Origin of the sequence: Tissierella carlieri, from assembly GCF_018917285.1 — a bacterium.
Classification (GTDB): domain Bacteria; phylum Bacillota; class Clostridia; order Tissierellales; family Tissierellaceae; genus Tissierella; species Tissierella carlieri.
In genome coordinates this window covers 1-20,669 of the sequence record NZ_JAHLOH010000058.1, presented here as the reverse complement: position 1 = coordinate 20,669, position 20,669 = coordinate 1, and the positions used below count along the sequence as shown (strand labels likewise).

The 20,669-nt window shown below is 30.3% G+C and carries 18 protein-coding genes and 2 other annotated features; of the genes, 6 read left to right on the top strand and 12 right to left on the bottom strand.

All coding sequences use genetic code 11. The features are described from left to right. Positions 1–258: 258 nt before the first annotated feature. The gene (locus KQI38_RS21570) at positions 259–2,043 is read right to left on the bottom strand and encodes a flavocytochrome c (RefSeq protein WP_216563127.1); all 1,785 of its coding nucleotides are present in this window, start codon (positions 2,041–2,043) and stop codon (positions 259–261) included. Between the two features lie 181 nt (positions 2,044–2,224). Between KQI38_RS21570 and KQI38_RS21565 the strand changes: the two genes are divergently transcribed. Both KQI38_RS21565 and KQI38_RS21560 read left to right on the top strand, forming a co-directional pair. Further along, positions 2,225–3,949, top strand: a complete 1,725-nt coding sequence (locus tag KQI38_RS21565; RefSeq protein ID WP_094898987.1) for a sensor histidine kinase — start codon at positions 2,225–2,227, stop codon at positions 3,947–3,949. Beyond that, a complete protein-coding gene (locus KQI38_RS21560; RefSeq protein ID WP_216563126.1) occupies positions 3,937–4,701 on the top strand; it encodes a response regulator transcription factor in 765 nt (254 codons plus the stop codon). The genes KQI38_RS21565 and KQI38_RS21560 overlap by 13 nt, the downstream gene beginning before the upstream one ends. Positions 4,702–4,787: 86 nt before the next feature. Here KQI38_RS21560 and KQI38_RS21555 read toward each other — a convergent pair whose 3' ends face one another. Next, entirely contained in the window at positions 4,788–5,327 is a 540-nt protein-coding gene (locus tag KQI38_RS21555) for a DUF5698 domain-containing protein (RefSeq protein WP_216563125.1), read from the bottom strand. 431 nt (positions 5,328–5,758) lie between these two features. After that, positions 5,759–5,995, top strand: a binding site (T-box leader). A 218-nt stretch (positions 5,996–6,213) separates the two neighbouring features. Here KQI38_RS21555 and KQI38_RS21550 point away from each other — a divergent pair. The 4 genes from KQI38_RS21550 (at position 6,214) to KQI38_RS21535 (ending at position 10,449) form a co-directional block, all read left to right on the top strand. Continuing rightward, a complete protein-coding gene (locus tag KQI38_RS21550) occupies positions 6,214–7,206 on the top strand; it encodes an ABC transporter substrate-binding protein (RefSeq protein ID WP_216563124.1) in 993 nt (330 codons plus the stop codon). Between the two features lie 150 nt (positions 7,207–7,356). After that, positions 7,357–7,596: a binding site (T-box leader), on the top strand. A 216-nt stretch (positions 7,597–7,812) separates the two neighbouring features. After that, the gene (locus KQI38_RS21545; RefSeq protein WP_216563123.1) at positions 7,813–8,802 is read left to right on the top strand and encodes an ABC transporter substrate-binding protein; all 990 of its coding nucleotides are present in this window, start codon (positions 7,813–7,815) and stop codon (positions 8,800–8,802) included. A 17-nt stretch (positions 8,803–8,819) separates the two neighbouring features. Beyond that, entirely contained in the window at positions 8,820–9,719 is a 900-nt protein-coding gene (locus KQI38_RS21540; RefSeq protein WP_216563122.1) for an ABC transporter permease, read from the top strand. After that, entirely contained in the window at positions 9,685–10,449 is a 765-nt protein-coding gene (locus tag KQI38_RS21535; RefSeq protein WP_216563121.1) for an ABC transporter ATP-binding protein, read from the top strand. Before KQI38_RS21540 ends, KQI38_RS21535 begins: the two co-directional genes overlap by 35 nt. A gap of 108 nt (positions 10,450–10,557) precedes the next feature. Here the strand turns inward: KQI38_RS21535 and KQI38_RS21530 are convergent, their stop codons facing one another. The 10 genes from KQI38_RS21530 to KQI38_RS21485 all read right to left on the bottom strand — a co-directional run bounded on the left by KQI38_RS21530 (position 10,558) and on the right by KQI38_RS21485 (position 20,415). Further along, positions 10,558–11,091, bottom strand: coding sequence for a hypothetical protein (locus tag KQI38_RS21530; RefSeq protein ID WP_216563120.1), 534 nt, complete (start codon positions 11,089–11,091; stop codon positions 10,558–10,560). 139 nt (positions 11,092–11,230) lie between these two features. After that, positions 11,231–11,941: a hypothetical protein gene (locus KQI38_RS21525; protein ID WP_216563119.1), complete on the bottom strand. Its 711-nt coding sequence runs from the start codon at positions 11,939–11,941 to the stop codon at positions 11,231–11,233. Positions 11,942–12,321: 380 nt separating this feature from the next. Beyond that, entirely contained in the window at positions 12,322–12,921 is a 600-nt protein-coding gene (locus tag KQI38_RS21520) for a DJ-1/PfpI family protein (protein ID WP_216563118.1), read from the bottom strand. Between the two features lie 447 nt (positions 12,922–13,368). Beyond that, positions 13,369–14,271: a peptidylprolyl isomerase gene (locus KQI38_RS21515; RefSeq protein WP_216563117.1), complete on the bottom strand. Its 903-nt coding sequence runs from the start codon at positions 14,269–14,271 to the stop codon at positions 13,369–13,371. 168 nt (positions 14,272–14,439) lie between these two features. Next, positions 14,440–15,309: a DUF4846 domain-containing protein gene (locus KQI38_RS21510; protein ID WP_216563116.1), complete on the bottom strand. Its 870-nt coding sequence runs from the start codon at positions 15,307–15,309 to the stop codon at positions 14,440–14,442. Positions 15,310–15,323: 14 nt separating this feature from the next. Next, positions 15,324–16,349 (bottom strand): hypothetical protein, encoded by a 1,026-nt coding sequence (locus tag KQI38_RS21505; protein WP_216563115.1) that lies wholly within the window; start codon positions 16,347–16,349, stop codon positions 15,324–15,326. A gap of 20 nt (positions 16,350–16,369) precedes the next feature. Then, on the bottom strand, positions 16,370–17,227 hold the full coding sequence (locus KQI38_RS21500; protein WP_216563114.1) for an aminoglycoside 6-adenylyltransferase: 858 nt from the start codon (positions 17,225–17,227) through the stop codon (positions 16,370–16,372). Positions 17,228–17,341: 114 nt separating this feature from the next. Further along, positions 17,342–18,328 (bottom strand): phosphotransferase enzyme family protein, encoded by a 987-nt coding sequence (locus KQI38_RS21495; RefSeq protein ID WP_216563113.1) that lies wholly within the window; start codon positions 18,326–18,328, stop codon positions 17,342–17,344. A gap of 195 nt (positions 18,329–18,523) precedes the next feature. Beyond that, positions 18,524–19,510, bottom strand: a complete 987-nt coding sequence (locus KQI38_RS21490; protein WP_216563112.1) for a phosphotransferase — start codon at positions 19,508–19,510, stop codon at positions 18,524–18,526. A gap of 107 nt (positions 19,511–19,617) precedes the next feature. Then, a complete protein-coding gene (locus KQI38_RS21485) occupies positions 19,618–20,415 on the bottom strand; it encodes an AAA family ATPase (RefSeq protein ID WP_216563111.1) in 798 nt (265 codons plus the stop codon). Positions 20,416–20,669 lie beyond the last annotated feature (254 nt).

The window sequence follows — 20,669 nt, the reverse complement described above, 5'->3', positions numbered from 1 at the left end:
TCAAATTAGTACAATAATTTCCATAGAAGGTTGTAAAGAACAATCACTCTGCATCGCGTAATTCTACAAAAATTTTAATCGATATATAATACTATAAAAATAAAGATGAGAACAGCCTATCTTATATAAGGTGATGGGAAAAATAATCTACGGTTTTAACTTATTTGATTTAACAAATGTGTATTCCTTGCCACACATAAAGGCTCTTCCAATAATCTGAAAGAGCCTTTTATTATCTTAAATCTTTATATTTGAACCCTATTTAGCTGCGTTTTGTCCGGCAATTCTACCAAATACTGTAATGTCCGCAAGTGCATTACTACCTAATCTATTGGCACCTTGGATTCCTCCTGTGACCTCACCTGCTGCATATAATCCTTCTATTACATTTCCTTCTGTATCTAATACTTGAGCATTCGTATTTATTTTTATACCACCCATTGTATGATGAACAGCTGGAGTAGCTTTTAAGATATAGAATGGACCAACTTCTACAGTTGAAGGTAAACTTCTTTTATTGAATTCTGGGTCTTTTCCATCTGCTATATATCCATTATATTTATCAACAGTTTTTTGTAATTCTACTGCATCAATTCCGAAGAAATCAGCAGCTTCTTTTATAGTATCAGCTTTTACTAATAAATCATTTTTATATAAGTAATCAAGTTCTGGTCCATGATTTTCTTGCAATTTACTTGCTTCAAATCCTTTTTGATCAAGTAATTCATAACACACATGACCTGTTTGAGCCTTGATAGCCATAGACATTACATCACGTCTACCTAATTCTTCTACAAAACGCTTGCCTTCTTTATTTACAATAATTGTATGTCCATATAATCTTGCATCATCATAGTAAAGTAATGTTCCAGTTAGTGGGTCACATATTGGGTATGTTTGAATATATTCCATACCTACTAGAGATGCTCCTATTTTTTCAGCCATTACAATACCATCACCTGTACTACCTGTTGAGTTAGTTGATAGAATTGTTTCGTCTATATCAGGATTATACTTAACTCTCATCTCTACATTAGAGCCAAATCCTCCTGATGCAATGATTACTGCTTTGTTAGTATTAAAAGTATAATTTTTATTTTCCCCTTCTGCTTCTACTCCTATAACTTTTCCATTCTCATCTGTAATTAAAGCTGTTGCTTTAGTATTTAAAAGAACAGGAATATTCATTTCTTCGGCTTTTGCAAGTTGCTTAGATATGATTTCTCTTCCACTAGCTCCTGCTGGAACTAAACTTCTCTTAACTGAATGTCCACCGAAAAACATCAATTCATCTTCCCATACTACTCCAACTTCATCTCTTAGCCACTCAGCACCTGCAAGAGCATTCTCAGCTAAAACTCTAACTAGTTCCTCATTAGCCTTATTGTCTCCACCTTTTAAAGTATCTTCTATATGAAGCTCTATACTATCTTCAATACCTTCCTCTTTCTGTAACCAATTGTTTGGTGCAGCATATTCAGCACCTGATATCAATGTATTTCCACCAGCCATAGGCATTTTTTCTAAAACAATTACATCTGCTCCCGCAGCCTTGGCCTCTATAGCTGCTGAAAGACCTGCTCCACCAGCTCCAATTACTACGATGTCATGAGTTTCCGTAACTTCTTCCTTTACTCCACTTGAAGATGTAACATCAATTTTTTTCAACATTTCTGGAGTTGCTCCTGCTGCAGTTAATGCTTCAGTTACCGCCTCTATAAATCCGTTAGAAGTAAAGGTACATCCTGAAACTCCATCTACTTCAAGGCTATTTTTTGATATAATACTTTCTGTTAAAGTTTCCATTGCAGTATCGAATCCTGGTGTTTCATTGTGGCTCACTACTTTTATAGCAGTAATAGTATCATCTGCAATTGTTACTTCAACTTTTATTTCCCCACCTTTACCAGTGCCAACCCCTTCATACACACCATCTTTTATAGATGTTGTAGATTCATTAGAGTCTACTTTTTCCGTCTTATTACACCCTACTAAACCTACTACTATAGTTATTACTAGAAAAAATACTAAAAACTTTTTCAAATTTTGTCCCTCCTATTTTGTTAATTTGTTGATTATATTGTTATTAGTTTAACACAATCATTTGTTTTAGTATTTACACTTATATGTCTATTTTTGTACTTTTAAATCTAATATTTAAAAGTACAAGAAAATCCTATATAATAATTATTGAACTTAAAAATCAAAATTCAGGTGAAAAACTATGTCTTTACGTCTAAAAATTATCACAGTTTTTGTTTTATGTATAATACTTACCTTCTCTCCTTTATTGTTCATATTGGAAACAAAGGTAAAATCTTTAAATATGGAGCAATTGGAGTATCAAACTTTACAACTCATTGATTCAAAATCAAATGAGATTGGTTCCTGGTTAAATCAACGAATAAGCGAAATAAGAATTATTCATGAATATGCTTCAACTAAGGAGTTTAATTTAGTTTCTTTAAAACCTTATTTAACACGTTTAAACAAAGTTCTAAGTAAGCAATATGGAAATTTAAATGAGACTTTTGCAATAGGAACTATTGATGGCTATGGATGGATAAATGATAATATAACCATTCATGTCTATAATCGAGATTATTTTAATAAACTAATGTCGTCAGATATGGAGTATGTTATATCTAAGCCAATCATTTCTAAATCTGATAATACTCCTATTTTTATTATTTGCTATCCAATTGTAAATGATGAAAATGAAAAAATAGGATTTATTAATGGTGCTGTTAATTTGGAGAAAATCTCTGAAATATCAAATGGCATTGATGTTTATAATGGATTTTCTTGGATTATGAACAAAGATATGGATATATACTCTATTTCAAAAGATAATTTGACAAATAATTATATTTCCATAGAAGGATTAGATAAAATAATTAAAAAATCTAAGGAAGAAAATTTAGGAACTATTAGCTTGAAAAATATCTCCAACAAAGATTCCACTTTGTTTTTTTCTTCTATCCCTTATACAGAAGACTGGATCTTATGTACTCTAATTGAAAATAGCTATATTCATGCCCAAACTAATAATATTATCAACTTAGTTGTTGCTTTAGGAATAATTTTATTATTGTTTGCCATTTTACTTGCAATTATCATCTCTGGAACTATTGTAAAACCAATACATAAGTTAAAGAATCATATGGTAGAAGTGTCTAATGGGAATCTAGATTCCTATTATGAAACTAGAAATAATGATGAAATATCTATATTAGGTAAAGTGTTCAATCAAATGCTTAGGGATATTAAGAAACTAATAAATCAAGTATATCGGGTACAATCTCAAAAGAGAAATGCTGAATTGAGAGTATTGCAATCACAGATAAATCCTCATTTTTTATATAACACATTAGATACAATTCAATGGAAGGCTTTAGAGTATAATGCCTTTGATCTTGCAGATATGATTAACTCATTGTCCATATTTTTTAGAATATCACTAAGTGATGGAAAAGAATTTATTACAATTGCTGATGAAATAGAACATGTACATAACTATCTGAAAATCCAAGAAACACGTTATAAAGATAAGATTAGTTATACTATTGATTTAGATGAACTAATTTCACAATATCTAGTCCCTAAGATGATAATACAGCCTTTAATTGAAAACTCTATTTACCATGGATTAAAGTTGAAAAGGAAAAAAGGTATTATCAATATAAATATACTATCTCAAGATGACTATATACTTATTGAAGTTATAGATAATGGCTTAGGTATGAATTATGAAAAACTTACTACAATTAGAGAAAATCTCTACCAATCTATTGAATCAGAGCATTATGGATTGTATAATATCAACGAACGTTTGAAACTTACATTTAAAGATAAATATAGTATTAATATTGATAGTAAATTTGAAGAAGGAACTAAAGTCTCATTAAAGATACCAAAGATAAGTGAGGGATTCCAATGTTTAGAGTAGTAATTGCTGATGATGAGGAAATAATACGTAATGGTTTAAAAAAATTAATAGAATCCTACGATTTAAATTTATCTGTTGTAGGAGCAGCACAAGACGGTGAAGAAGCTCTGCATTTAATCAATATGTATCAACCAGAAATTATTTTAATGGATATTAATATGCCTTTTATAAATGGTCTTGAAGTAATAGAAAAAATTAAGGAACTGGATCCTAATTCTAAAATAATAATTATATCAGGATATGATCAATTTGAATATGCACAGAAAGCTTTAGAACTTGGAGTATTTAGTTATTTGCTTAAACCTATACAGTATAGAGATTTTAAAAATATTATTATTAAAGCCATGGACTCCTACTGCGAAAGAATGTGGGAGTTAAATAAATTAAAAGAAACGGAAATAGATAATACAAACTATAAATGTATTGGAAGTCAAGCAATTAACTACATAAAAGAAAACTTTACTCAAAATGATCTAACCTTAAATCTTATAGCTGAAAATTTACATATAAGTCAATCATATCTTACCAGAATAATCAAACAGAAAACAGGAGTTAGTTTCACTGATTATCTTAATAACCTAAGAATCAATATGGCAATAAAACTTCTATTAGATAAAGATAAGGATTATACTGTAAATGATATTGCAAACATGGTAGGATATAGCAGCCAACATTATTTTAGCAGAGCTTTTAAAAATTATATGGGACTTTCACCCAATCAATATAGAAATAAAAATTCCCTTAATCATTAAATTTGTGGAATTAATTCAGCTGTAATTATTCTTTTAAATGCAGCTGAGTTGTTTCCTAATTCCATCATATACATTTAATAAAGTATTTAGGCCTCTTTAAATCTTGTGATTGTAATTTTGCCGTCTACTTTACTTATAGTTTTAACTTTTAAGGTTGGATTTACCACATTAAATTCTGCTATAATATCTTCAAATATTTTAAATTCTTTTCTTTTGATAACGACTTCCATTTGATATCTCTTTTCCTCATTATTCCCTCCAACAAGAAAAGTATTGACTGTATATCCTGTTTCTCTAAGTTTATTTGCTATTTCCATAATCTTATTTTTGTTATTCAAAAATAAATCTACTTCTAAAATACCAAGTGCTAGCCTATCTTCAATTTTACCACCTATAAAAACTCCAGCTGTTCTTCCTAAAGCATATGATATTGTAAATTGAATCCCATCAGAACTAGTTACCTTACTAACAATAGTTGCAAAGATCATGGCATCCGCAAAAACCAGCAAATAAACTGGATTCATAATTTTTTTTGACATCAATATTGTTTTTAGTGTTGCTAAAACATTTGTAAAAGCAGTTACCAAAAACAAGCCCACAAGTGCAAACATAACATTTGTTGTCATTTAAACACCTCCTTTTTAAATTTTATATCACAAAAAACTAATATACAAATCGTATATTAGTTAGTAATTAATTATTCGTATTCATTTAAATAATCCATAGGGAAAATTCAAGATTAAATAAATATAATCCCCTTTCGGAGCATATAGGTATAAAGTAAATGGTTATATCTAAATCACCATCATAACTTTAAAATAAGGATAAGATTATTATAAAAATTATTTTAAATACTTTAACTACATTCTAACAATTAATCTAACTTCATCATTATACTACATCTCCTGATTATTTGCAAATCTAGGCCTATTTTTTACATTTTATCATTTCAAATCAAATACATCTTATGTAAAATCACTATATTATTTACAGAAAAATTTTAATAAAAAAACTATTGACATTATTAGATTAAAGTATTATGATATTTTTTAATATTAAAAATGCTTTGATGGAGAGAAAGATATCCTAACTTAATTACAGAGAGTTGGAAAAGGTGAGAGCCAACATTAAGAAGATATGTAATATTCACTCCTAAGCTGATTCGTTAAACGAAACTTTCAAGTAGACGAATCCGAAGGCCCATCGTTATAGGGGATAGGACTGTTAGGTCTGATTGAGTGATGACTTTGTCATAATTAGGGTGGTACCGCGGATATAATCTTTCGTCCCTATAAGTATAGCTAAAAGCTATATTTATAGGGATTGAAAGATTTTTTTTATGACCTAACTTAGCGAACGAAGTGAGCTTTAGTAGGTCAAACGCAATGAGCACCAAATCTATATGAGCGTAGCGAGTGAATAGATTTGAGTTGCAGAACTGCACGAGGTTACTTAACCAAATTTAAATTGTCAGTTCTCAATCGTCAATTCAAATTATAGGAGGATAATAAAATGAAAAAATCTAAAGTTAGTAAATTAATGTCTTTAGTATTAGTAAGTGTGATGGTTATATCAGGTTGTAATGCAAATGTAAGTAAACTAAGTAATGTTTCTGGTGAAGGAGTATATAAAATTGGAATTAGTCAGTTAGCAGATCATCCAGCACTTGACGATGCTAGGAAAGGATTTGAAGATGGATTAAAAGAACTTGGTATCAATGCAGAAATAGACTATCAAAATGCACAGGGAGATATTCCAACTACTGTTAGTATATCTCAAAAATTTGTAAAAGATAAAGTAGATTTAATATATGCTATAGCTACACCAGCAGCTCAATCTGCCAAACAAGCTACTTCAGATATTCCTATATTATTTAGCGCAGTAACAGACCCTGTAAAATCAGAAATAGTAGCAGATTGGAAAAATGTTGGCGGTAATGTAACTGGAACATCAGATATGGCACCTACAGCTTCTCAATTGAAGATGTTTAAAGAAATCGATCCTAATATAAAGACCATAGGTATACTATATAATACATCTGAAGCAAATTCTGAAATTCAAATAGAAGAAGTAAAAAAATTAGCACCCGCTGAAGGTCTAGAAATAGTTACAGTTGGAGTAAGCAATGTAAATGAACTTCCTCAAGCTATAGATTCATTATTGAATAAAATCGATGCTGTTTATGGTCTAAGTGATAATCTAATAGCCTCTTCTGTTGAATTGGTATCAAAGAAACTTATAGATAAAAAAATCATATCTATTTGTGCAGAGGAAACACAGGTAAAAGGCGGATTATTAGTAACAAATGGGCTTAGTTATTATGAACTAGGTAAGCAAACAGCTAAAATGGCTAAAGAAATACTTGTAGATAAAAAAAATATTTCTACTATACCAGTTGGTGTAGCAGAAAAAACTGTAACAACTGTAAATATAAACACCTTAGAAGCATTAGAATTAAATTCAAGTCTTCCACTATTTAAAGATGCTGTAAATGTAGGAGAATAATCTCCCTTAACAAAAACTAAATATTTTTGGCTATACTTAAACCACTAGGCTCTATCAGACTTTATATCAAACCATCAGAAATTTTTAAAACATTTTTTCAAAAAAGTATTGACATTACTAAAATAAAGTATTATTATCTTATCTAATATTAAAAATGCTCTGATGGAGAGAAAGATATCATTGATTATTCAAAGAGAGTTGGGAAGGGTGAAAACCAACAATAACAAGATATGTAATATACACTCCTGAGCTGATTTGCTAAAAGAAACTTCTAGTAGGTGAATCCGAAGTCCCATCGTTATAGGGGATAAGACTGTTAGGTCTGATTGAGTGATGACTTTGTCATAATTAGGGTGGTACCGCGCGGATATATAATCTTTCGTCCCTATAAGTATAGCTAAAAGCTATGTTTATAGAGATTGAAAGATTTTTTTATGACCTAACTTGGCGAACGAAGTGAGCTTTAGTAGGTCAAACGCAATGAGAGCCAAATCTATACGAGTAAAGCGAGTGAATAGATTTGAGTTTCGAAACTGCGTGAAGTTACTTGCCCAATTATCCAATTGCATTCAATCTGGCAAGATTATATTAAGGGAGGATAATAAAATGAAAAAATCTAAAGTTAGTAAATTAATGTCTTTAGCAGTAGCAAGTATTATGGTTTTATCAGGTTGTAATGCAAATGTAAGTAAACCAAGTAATGTTTCCGGTGAAGGAGTATATAAAATTGGAATTAGTCAGTTAGCAGATCATCCAGCACTTGACGATGCTAGGAAAGGATTTGAAGATGGATTAAAAGAACTTGGTGTAAATGCAGAAATAGACTATCAAAATGCACAGGGAGATATTCCAACTACTGTTAGTATATCTCAAAAATTTGTAAAAGATAAAGTAGATTTAATATATGCTATAGCTACACCAGCAGCTCAATCTGCCAAGCAAGCTACTTCAGATATTCCTATATTATTTAGCGCAGTAACAGACCCTGTAAAATCAGAGCTAGTGGCTTCGATAGAAAAACCTGATGGCAACGTAACTGGAACATCAGATGCCAGTCCAATGTATAGACAGCTACAACTATTTAAAGATTTAAATAGCAATACCAAAAAAATTGGAATTGTCTTTAATACTAGCGAGCCAAATTCACAAATTCAAATTGAAATGGCGAAAGAATTAGCACCTTCTATGGGACTTGAAATAGTAGAGGTTGGAGTATCTAGTATATCCGATATCTCTCAAGCTGTAGATTCTATAGTTAAAAAAGTAGATGGAATATATACAATAACAGATAATATGGTTGCATCTGCAATTAATATAGTTTCTGAGAAAGCCATATCTAACAAATTAATTACTGTAGCTGCTGAAGATTCTCATGTAAGTGGCGGTATTCTTGTTACTGATGGAATTAGCTACTATGAACTAGGTAAACAGACTGCAAAAATGGCTAAAGAGATTTTAGTTAATGGAAAAACACCTTCTGATATTCCACCCCAAACTGCAGCTAATACAAAGAAAGTATTCAACAAAGAAACATTAAATTCCTTAGGACTTGATGAAAATAATAATGTATTTAAGGACGCAATAAAAAATGATTAAACAATGAGGTGATATATATGAATTCCCTAATAATTACTTCTCTAGAACAAGGGCTAATATTTGCAATTTTAGCTATGGGAGTATTCTTAACTTATAAAATATTAGATATAGCAGATCTTTCCGTAGAAGGGACTTTTCCTTTTGGAGCCTTTGTATTTGCTAAGTTTATATCTATGGGTGTTAATCCAATCATTAGTACTTTAATGGCATTTTTCTTTGGAACCTTAGCAGGACTCTTTACCGCAACTCTCTTTACAAGACTAAGAATAAAGCCATTATTATCAGGAATATTGACCATGACTATACTATATTCTGTAAATTTAAAAATAAATGGAAAATCTAATTTTCCGCTGTTTAAATATGGTTCAGTTTTTGATTTAGGTTCATCCTTAATAGTATTAGCTGGAACTGTCTTGTTAATAAAAATAATACTAGACCAGTTTTTAAAAACTGAAACGGGATATTTACTAATAGCAACTGGCGATAATGAATCTTTAGTGAAATCTCTAGGAGAAAATAGTAATAAATACAAGGTAATAGGGCTAATGTTAGCTAATGGATTGGTAGCTTTAAGTGGTGCTTTAATGGCTCAAATGCAAGGTTTTGCAGATATAACCATGGGTAATTCCATTATAGTAGTAGCTCTTGCTTCAATCATAATAGGAGATACTATTAAAAAGAATTCTAATAGAATAAAAAATACAACACGGGCTATATTAGGGGCAATTATCTATAAACTTATCGGCGGAATTGCTATAGACCTAGGTTTAAACCCTAATGACCTTAGAGCTATAAACGCAATAATTGTAATAGTTTTTCTATCCTACAATAACTTTGCAGCTGATTTTTTAGGATTCATGAAAAAAGAAGGAGGGAGAAAAAATGTTAAAAATAGTAAACCTATCAAAGAGTTTTAACAAGAATACAGATAATGAAATAAATATCTTTAGGAATTTTAATTTAGAATTTGAAGAAAATAGATGTACAGCAATTATTGGCTCTAATGGCTGTGGAAAATCTACTCTCCTTAATATCATTGGTGGAAGTATATTAGCAGATAAAGGACAAATTTTACTGAATGAGAAAGACATAGCAAGCTTAAAAGAAGAACAACGAGCAACTTATATAGGAAGAGTATATCAAAACCCATCTATGGGAGTCTCCCCTTCCCTTACTATACTGGAAAATATGTCCCTAGCAGATAAAAAGGGAGAAAAATTTACTTTGAGAAAGCTTATAAAAAAGAATAATATAAGTAAATATGTGGAACTATTAAAGGATTTGGATTTGGGTCTTGAAAACAAGTTAAATACAAAGGTAAAATTTTTATCTGGCGGTCAAAGACAATCTTTATCTCTGGTAATGGCAGCTATGAAGCATCCAGATTTACTTTTACTTGACGAACATACCGCTGCCTTAGACCCTAAAACATCAAATGTAGTAATGCAGAAAACTAAAGAATTAATAAACAAATATTCCATGACAACAATAATAATTTCTCACAATATGAAAGATGCCATAGAATATTCAGATAGAATAATAATGCTAGATAAAGGTGATATAGTATTTGATAAGCCAAGTATAAATGTGACGGAAAAAGAATTGATTGATATATATAGGGAAAAACTCATACAGAATGTGGCATAAACAATAATATATCAGGCATTATTAATGCCTGATATATTATTGTTCAATAAATTTATAAACTATTCAATTAATCAAGTTATAACCCGATATATAATATATTTTGATTTATTATTCATCTATCACCTTATCAGTTGTTACTTTATCAGTGAAAAGAAATTCAAGAAAAATATATGTTGCTATCATAATAAGAGTAAATAAAGTAGTACCTACGTCTCCTGAAGCAAAATAAAATTTTAAAGTAAAAAAATTAGATTGCTGAGGAAAAAAACTATTATCAATCATTGATAATATTGGAGATATGAGACCTCGATGTGTAGATCCATTTTCACTATAATATAAAGCTATTAATGTAAATACTACAATGGACAGTCCTCGCCACTTTATATACCTTATATATTCAGGATGCTTTCTCCCATATAGAAGTGGTCTTTTAACCCTTAGCGATTTCCAATTAGTGATAAAATATAATATAATCCCTGATAAAATCATAATAATAACTTGTGTAGCAATATAAAAAAGAGTGTCTTTCATACTTCTTATTACAATTTTAGTAGTGACTAATCTAAGCATAACCAAAATAAATCCTATTACAAATAACAGGAAGGTAGAAATAAATAATTTAATAACTTCTTTTCTAGTCATAAACTCCCCCCTAATAGTTTATACCAATTAATAATAAATGCAGTTATTATATTAAATTAATTTTCTCATATTAAAACCAAGGCAACTGACCTTAATAGTTGCCTTGGGACTATCAACACTATCCATACATAACTATTAGTTATGAAAACATGCTAGTTTTAACATAACATATAATATTATTAGGATAACCAACTGAATTTACAATTGAATAAGCTTTAAAACTAAATCCAGTATATCCTGGACTATAGTCAAAAGTATTTGAAGTCGGATATTTTATGGAATATTTTCCTTCTATAAATTCACCAACACGATTCATCTCCCCATACCAAACTTGTCTATCATATAATGTTCTACCATTGGGCCACCATCCACCCCAAACCTCTACAAGCTCATTATTTACACCAAAGTTGTCAATCCATACTAATGTAATGTAACAATCCACATTATCTTCTGTATGTGGTTCATACTCTTCTTTTTGAGTCCCTCTTGCAACAGCTGTCAATGAGTACATAGTACCTATATCATCATTTTCTGATACAATATTACCTACATTTTTAACAGTATAGCTGATGTCAAATATATCACTAGCATCAACACCCATTAACTCACTACGTGATAAATCTTTTGGAACAACTTGAACACCAACATCAACTTGGTTCATTATATCTTCCGGTACTGATTCATCAGTTATACCATTTAATGCATTACTAATCTCTTCCGACATATTAATAGTCGAAAGAAGTGCTTCTTTATTCATTTGAAAATTAGATATTTCTCCTGCTGAAACAATAGAAGAAGTACTAAGAAAAACAATCAATCCCATAATTAATGATAACATTTTTCTTTTCATTTTTTTAACCCCTTTCTTTAAATACAAATCATTCATTCTACCAATTTTTCTACTTATTAAATAAGTTATTATCTAGACAAATCATACATTTTCTTTAAAGTATTAAGAAAATTATGACTTACTAAATTAAAAAATCAATAGAATCTCCTCCTTTCAAATAACTGCTATAAAACTCATACATACTTAATGCTTTTATCTTTTAATCTTATTGATTTATGTTAATCTTATTTAAATAAGTTGATTTTGTCAATGAATTAATTGTGCTAATATTCGACAAATTCTAATATTCATAATTTCGGAAAAATAACTACAAAATGTGGCATAAGTTAAATAGACCACTCCTACACATTAATTAGTAGGAGTGGTCTATAATTACAGCATTATTCTTTATTAAAATCTCCATACCATCCTGGCTCAAAATCCAATTCTAACATCTTTCCAAACTCAATTGCCCATTCTATAAAGAATGCGCCTACAGAGGTAATTATATTCCCATCTTTTATAAAATGTCCAATCTCTTCAAAGGATTCTCTATACTCTGTTATATCCACCATCCCCTCTAATTCTTCTATGGTGGTATGACCATGTTTTAATAATTCTTCCTTTAACATCCCGGCCAAATAACGCTTATTCTTCAATAAACCTGCCCTTGCAAGTAAAAAGGGTGTGCTGGAGATACTGGCAATTTTAATTCTAGGTAGATCAAATTGCTTCAAAAACGAATATATTCTCTCTTCATTGATAATGGGCTCAAGATCCATGCATCCTGTTAATACCAAAGAATCAAACTCTTCTATATTTAAATCCTCAACTAATGCATCGCAAACTACATTTAGCCCTTCTTCACTCTTTACTGGTTCCTTAGTTAAACTAAATGTTGTATAGGGTTTACCAGCTTGAAAAAACATTGATAACATTACACTAAACTCATAGTTACTAAAATCATCATATAATAATACTGCTGTTTTCTTTTTACTCATAAACTATCCACCTCGTTTAATAAATATTCTGACTTAAAAGCCACTTATCTTTCTTGCATAAATTGATCATATCACTCACCTCCAACAAAAAATGCTGAGAGAAAATCCCTCAGCATAATTAAAGCCTAAAAAGAGTACAAAAAAAGATGATAAAATCATCCTCAAATGTCAATAAATATTTGAAAGAGAGTTCTCGCTAAATTACGCACCAAAACAAAGCATTCTTAAGAATGTATTTTTGTGCATATTAAAATTTCTTATTTAGCAAGAATTTTGCTCATTGATACACCCCTCTAATATAATTGAATAAATTGTATCATAGATTAATTTTGAATTCAAGTGATAAGCTATATAAATAATTAGAAAACCTTTCTTAAAGGAAAGACTTTCTAATTATTGTTCATCATATGCTATTAATTTTTCTATGCATACTGCATTAATATATCATTATTCTTCTATAAGATAATTGTCTATTTTATATTCGTCATATTTCTCTTGATACCAGTTTTGATATACCTCAGGTAGCTTCGCTTCTACGAGAATATCCTTTATTTCATCCTTGTGTTCTTCTAGTGTTGCTTCTTTTGCTTCCTTCTTTTCCTCTACTTTTATTATATGATAGCCGTAATCAGTTTTAACTGGATTACTGATTTCACCTATCCCTAGTCCAAAGGCTTCTTCTTCAAATTCCTTTACCATTTTACCTTTACCAAAAAAGCCTAAATCTCCTCCAGACTCTTTGGTCATTTCATCTGTAGAATGTTCCTTTGCTAATTGAGCAAAGTCTTCTCCTGCTGAAATTTTTTCTTTAATTTCTTTCGCTTGATCTTCTGTTTTAACAAGTATATGACGTGCTCGTACTTCCTCTTTTTGATCAAATGAAGTTTTATTTTGTTCAAAATAACTTGAAATGTCTTCTTCTCCTATTGTAATATTAGGCCCAAGAAGTCTCTTAATTTGAATATTCATAGTTACATCCTTCTTTATATCGTCTAAAGTGTAACCATAATATGCCATAGCTTCAGTAAATGCTTGGTCACTCTCATAGTATTGTTTAATCTTATTGAGTTCAGTCTCAATATCTTCCTCACTAACTTCAATTTTCTGTTTTTCAAGCTCTGCATTAACAATCTTCTCGCCAATCAATGAATCCAAAGCCTGAGTACCATATTGTTCAACCATTAAATCATATAATTCATTCTTAGTTATAGCTTCACCATCTACTTTCGCTACTATCTCCTCATCTACTAGCTTTTCATTTTTACAGCCTACCATACTTATGACTAACACCATAATAGCTGTTATCATTATGTACTTGTAAACTTTTCTGTTCCTCAACTTCCCTAACATATTTTAACCCCTCCATGTTTAATTAATAAAAAAATGCCTCTTAATATATCTCTTCAAATCATTGATATATTGAAAAATTGCTTTTCATCCATCATATCATAAAAATATGGGATTGTTGTGATAAAATTATGAAAAGATGTAAAAAATCTTTATTTAATTTCCTATTTCTCAATTTACAAATCTTCCTAATTGATCTAACTCAAATGTCCACTCAGGAGTAATCAGTTTCTCTTTATCATTTAGTGAATACCAAGGACTTATACTTTTATCAATAGGGTTAATAAGTATTTGAGTTTGCTGTGCCGGCATATAGGATTGAGCAAGAACAAATATTTTACCACCTTCGTCACTTATAGCCATATCCATAACTATAACAGCATGACCCGGGCTTCCTCCAACAATAAACACATCCCCTATTTTTATTTTCTCTATATTAATAGGCTCTAATTCTTTTTCTAAGGATAAAGTTCCTGCATAAGCCATTACCATATCCATATATTTTCTAAAGTCTTCATAGGTATTGGATGGTTCTGTTGCCTTATAATAACTTACATTATTACCTTCAACCTTAATCCTATATCCTTCCATCCACTTTTTATATTCTGCTTTAAATCCTGATACGAAGTTAAAGCTAATATCCTCATATTTGCCTATTGAGTAAAGGTATTCACCTCTTAGAAGCATTATAGCATCTGCACACTGATGAAGGTCCCTATCTCCTATTTCCACATCTAGAACACTATCATAAACATCTTTCTTATTTTTCTCTCTGCCATCATAGTATAAAACCTTTTCACCATAAGGTTTCAATCTCTGGGCCCTTAAAAATTCTCCAAAACTATTTTCTTCTGTTTCTATCCTCTTATATCCTTCTAAAGTTAGATATCTTTCCTCTATGGTTTCGCCTGCCACATTAATATAGGTTTTTTCTTTTTTAGGCAAATTGTCTGTAACTAGTGATAATTTGGTATCATCTTCTATAGGTTTACAACTAATAGGTAACACTAAGATTAACAATATAATAAATATCTTTTTCATATCTAAACTTGCTCCTATCCTATACTTTCTACAGTTTCCTCTGGTATTTCAAGAATCCGAGAAAACAGTTCAATCTCCAATTCACCGCTGAAGTCCTTATCTATAGGTTGAAGTACACATTCCCGTAGCTTATACCCATTGATTCCAATTTCATCCTCTTTGGATCCCCATATAATTCCTATGGCAGAGTCACTATATATTGGCTTCGCTTCTAGATGCTCTTTCATATGAAAATTAAGTTGGGTACTATCTGCTGCTTCATATTTTATAACAGCTAAGTTTTTATCCCTTGGATAAATTCTTTCTAGTCCTTCTATAAAAATCTTAAGGTTTCTTTCTCGCATTTCTACCTCTTCAATTTTCTCAACCTTCTTTTTGATATTCTCATATACATCAAAAGAATAGATTTCATTTATAAAAAAGTAATTCTCTTTGCCAAGTTCTTCATCATAATATACGATTTTTGTTCCCATTTCTTGTTTGCCGAACTGTATTTTAAATGGATGTTGTATTGGTATTTCTCTTGTGCCTCGATCAACATATAATTTAATGTCTAATTCCTTAGTATTATCTATATTAGGAGCAGTTTCCTCATCCATTTGTTTATATTGAGCGATTACAAGATTTTCTAAATTCACATCATCCCACTCATCTGAAATCGAACCACTTTCAACAAAATGCTGTAATCGCATTATTCCTTCTGGATCCATATTATAGATTGAACTGCTACTTGATGAACTAAAATTAACAATATGTCCTTGTATTTCCATTTGTCTTATATGTAAATCTTTATGTTTACTACTAGCATTAATACCTCTTAATAGTTTTTCTCGATTTGTCCTAAACTCTACTATATATTCATCGTCAGATCTATCTCTATATAACTCCTGATTTTCATATATCATCCATAAATTATTTTTATCTCTTTCTATAGTGAAACTCAAAATCAAAACATCTATCCCTCTAATATTCACACGTTGATTAATAATATATTCTTTTATGGGAAGTAACATCTGTTGTTTCAAATACCTTAATATCATTTTATATTCTCCTTTCATTTTTATCTAAATTCTTTAGCATCCTTTGGCAGCTCCTTAATCTTTGTAATGTATTCCGTTACATTAATATCATCTTTAATAGGATAGGAATATCCTAGAGGTTCAGCTAATGGTTCACCTATTCTCCTAATAAATTTACCTGCTCTAAACAGTGATTGCCACATTTCTTCATAATCTATAGTTGGATATATTGAAATAAAATCATTATAAATCTCATCAGATAAGTATCCTTTGAACCATTTTCCGCATTTTCCTACATTTACATTCCATTTATGGTTTTCTCCAATATACCACGACAATAATTTTCTTATACAGTCCATTAAAATAACATCAAACATATATTTAGCAAGAGGCAATTCATCCCTCCATATTCCTTTAGCAACATAGGTTTGAATCCACCATGCTTCATTTAATAATTCATCGAATTCTTTTTTTGAAGGCTTTAGTACATAGTGACTGCTATCATTGGGTCTAGGTAATTTAAGTTCAATATCATCTTTATTTAATAGTATTTTGCTAAGAGTATCTTCTCTAACCGATTCTTCAATTCTTCTAATATCTTGAAAACTAAGGTCTATTCTTATTCCATCTTTAAATTGCATCAAAAAGATATATGCCCCATCCTCAAAATCATTCTGCTGCATAATAACAAGCTCTCCAAATGCACTAATCCAACTTTGATCTATTTTATAACTTAAATCTTCAATATCTGTTATAAAGAATACTATATCGTAATCCTGCATTATATCCTTAGGTGCATTAGGGTTAACTCTCGAACCATTCAACATAACAGCTCTAACCCTATCTTCACTGTTAGCAAAATCTAATATCTGTTTCATTACTTCATTTTCTTTTCTCATGTACTTCTCTCCTTTTACAATCTTAAATTCATAACAAATAGAGAATGTATATTTTTCCGGCTACTAATGTATCTTAATTTTAGAGGCTGACAAGATGTCAGCCTCTAAACTCTACTACTCTATTGGTTTCCCAAAAAATATAGAATCTTGTTTCATAATACTCTTTAATCTAGCTCTTAAGTCCAGCATCCATTTAGGCTCATTATCCCAAACTTCCTTGGATGATACTAGGACTCTAGTATATCCATATAAATTTGCAAATCTTCTTAGCATAGGCATATACAGTAGCATTTCGTCGGAAACATTAAACTCTTGTCTATATCCTATTATAAAGTTTTCCCTCAGCATTGAATGATTCTCACAAGATGTTTCACTCATTATATTATCTAGTGCTCTCTCTATATCCATAGCATACCAGTGATACATGGCATCATCAAAGTCAATTACATTTAATTTATCTGTTGATTGGTCATAAAACACATTATCCAACTCAAAGTCATAGTGGATTAAGCCAAAATTATAGCTATCTTTAGGTATTTCTGATAAATAATCCCTTACTATCTTAACCTCTTGTTTGGCTAAAGCTTCATTAGGAAAATTTTCTAATTCCCTTTCAATCCACTCAAGGACATCTTCGTATGACCAACGCAATCTTTTATCAGGCTTATATCCCGAAGACAGTCTATGCAATTTACCTAAATATTCACCATGTTTTCTGCATATTTCTTGTGTGTATTCTATTTCTCCTAATTGAATCCCCGCAACTCTATCAAAAACAACTCCAAAATACTTTCCCCAGGGGGTCTTCACTTCTACTAATTCTTTATTATCCTTTGAAGGCACAGTGCATAAAACAGGATATTCCCTTGATTTTAAATAACTAATGAATTCTAATTCTCCCATTATATTATTCTTGTCTTTTTCATCTACAGGAGAAAATCTCAGTAATCGAGTTTTACCATTATATTGAAATGGATAAATCGCATTTGATGAAATTCTATAGTAGTCAAAGAGTTTAAGTGAAAATAAATCGTATTCCCAATTCTCTAAGATCATTTCTGCCAAATCCCTATTATCAAAAAGATACTTTAGTTTTAACATGTTATTCTACCTCTTTCAAATAAATTTTAATTGGTTTTATCTAGCCTTGAAACAGTAAAATAACATCAGCCAACTTAACCGAGAAAATATTATTTACTGCTTCATTTTAAATATAAATCACCTTGTTTCGTATTACCCGACGTTTCATGTCGATCACTCCTTCCAAAATTAGCGTTTTATTAGTTTTGATGTATATTAAATATTTCCTAATAAATCCGATAAATTTTTTTGGTTTTCAGCAAGCCAAATCATTTCTTTTGCGAATCTAGCAGGTGGTAAACTGTGTTGATCCATGTAAGCATTTGTCCACCATGTACTTTCCATATACCATAACAACTGTAATGCATTTGTTAAATACCCCTTACTTACGTTACATTCCTCACTGTAACCTTCAATAAATGCTGAAGCAAGGGATACATCAAAATTATCGTCTAGAGCACATGACATAACAGCACGAGCAACATCAAGTTGAGGATAATCATAATTTAATCGGTCAAAGTCTAAAATCGCTGTTAATTCCTTATTATCAAATAAAAGATTATCAACCCAGAGGTCACGATGCCCCCATCCTGATTGGAGATAATCAAATATTTCTATATTTAAATCTTCTGTTGCCTTACGTTGGACCTCTATATAAGTAAGTAACTTAATTTTATCAGTTTCCTTTGCTTGTTCCCACATTGAATTCCAATGTTGTAAACGCTCCTTACGGCATGGAGGAATAAATTTGGGATTATCTTTAATACCTAGTGTTCCATCATTTAATAATCCATGCATTTTTCCTATTTCTTTACCTAAATCATACATTTGATGAACATTGGCTTTACCTGGTGAAATCACTTTCCCTTTACAAAACTCCATTGCCATAAATCGTTCACCATTATCGGATTCAAGTAAAATATCTTCATTATGTGATAACAAATTTGGACACCGGATCCCCTTATTATACAATCTAACCTGCTGAGTGAATGCAAACAATAGATTCTCTCTTTTATACATTTTATATCTTTCTTCATTATATTGCTTAAGTAAAAACTGTCCTGAGTCCGTCGTAATTTTCCACTTTAAATTTAACCATCCTCTTTTTACTGGTGTAGACTCCAATACATTCAAATCAAATAAACGCTGAAATGTTTTTATTAAATCATCTAAGATCATTTCTTCTGATATTATTGTTTTCATTTGCCAACTCCTACATTTATGATAGATAATTTTATACTTCTCATAAAAATCTATATAACTTCTCTAATCTTCACCTCTAATTCCATAATAATTTTCCTTTACTAATGTTATAAATGTCTTAAATACTGCCCTGGATTGTTTAAGAAATCTTTGGTTAAATTCACATGCTCCAAATCATTATAATTTACTTCTTTAATAGGATACTCATCAAAGGATATGATTGCAGCCTCTGGAATAGCCATTAATATTGGAGAATGAGTAGCTATAATAAACTGAGCATTTTTTTCTACCATTTCCTTTATCATAGATATAAATGCAAGTTGCTTCATGGGAGATAGAGGTGTCTCTGGTTCATCTAATATATATAATCCATTAGGCACAAATCTTGAATTAAATAATTCTAAAAAACTTTCTCCATGAGATTTAGTTTCTAATCCTTCTCCATATTTCTTCTTTAATTCATATAGGGAATTATTATAGGGCATTTTAGCTAAACTCTTAGATAACTCTGATCTATCGTCATATGTATTATCAATTTCCTTTAATTCTTCTTCTAACTCATTTCTTATCTCCGCTATTCTTTTAGTATATGATATAAAATCCTCTGCCCTTAAAAAAAATCCCTTTTTAGTTTTTATATTCCATATTAGTTTTAAACTTTTAGATAACTCCCTAGCTGCCTTCAAAGATTTATCATAATCAATTGAATCATCTCCGATAGTTATAGATCCAACCCCTGCTGCAATCCCTTCTATTAAAGTAGATTTACCTGTACCATTTTCTCCTACAAAAATTGTTACAGGAGTTCTAAATTCTAATATATCAAAATCCTTAAATAGTGGAATATTAAAAGGATATTTATTTGTATTCTTAGGTTTTATATATTTTACAGATTTTAAATGCATAATAGTTCTACCTTTCAATTGATTTTGTTATTCTATTTTTAATAATAACTATCTATAATATTATTTATTCTACATGTTTATCCAAAATCCTTCCTATAATAAAATATATTTATTAATATTCAGTAACTTTATTTAAATCGAGTAGGGAAAAATAAATTTTCCCTCTCACACCACCGTACTTACGGTTCCGTATACGGCGGTTCAATTAAATCTAACATTACGCCTGTGTTCATAGTAATCTAATGGACTGACTA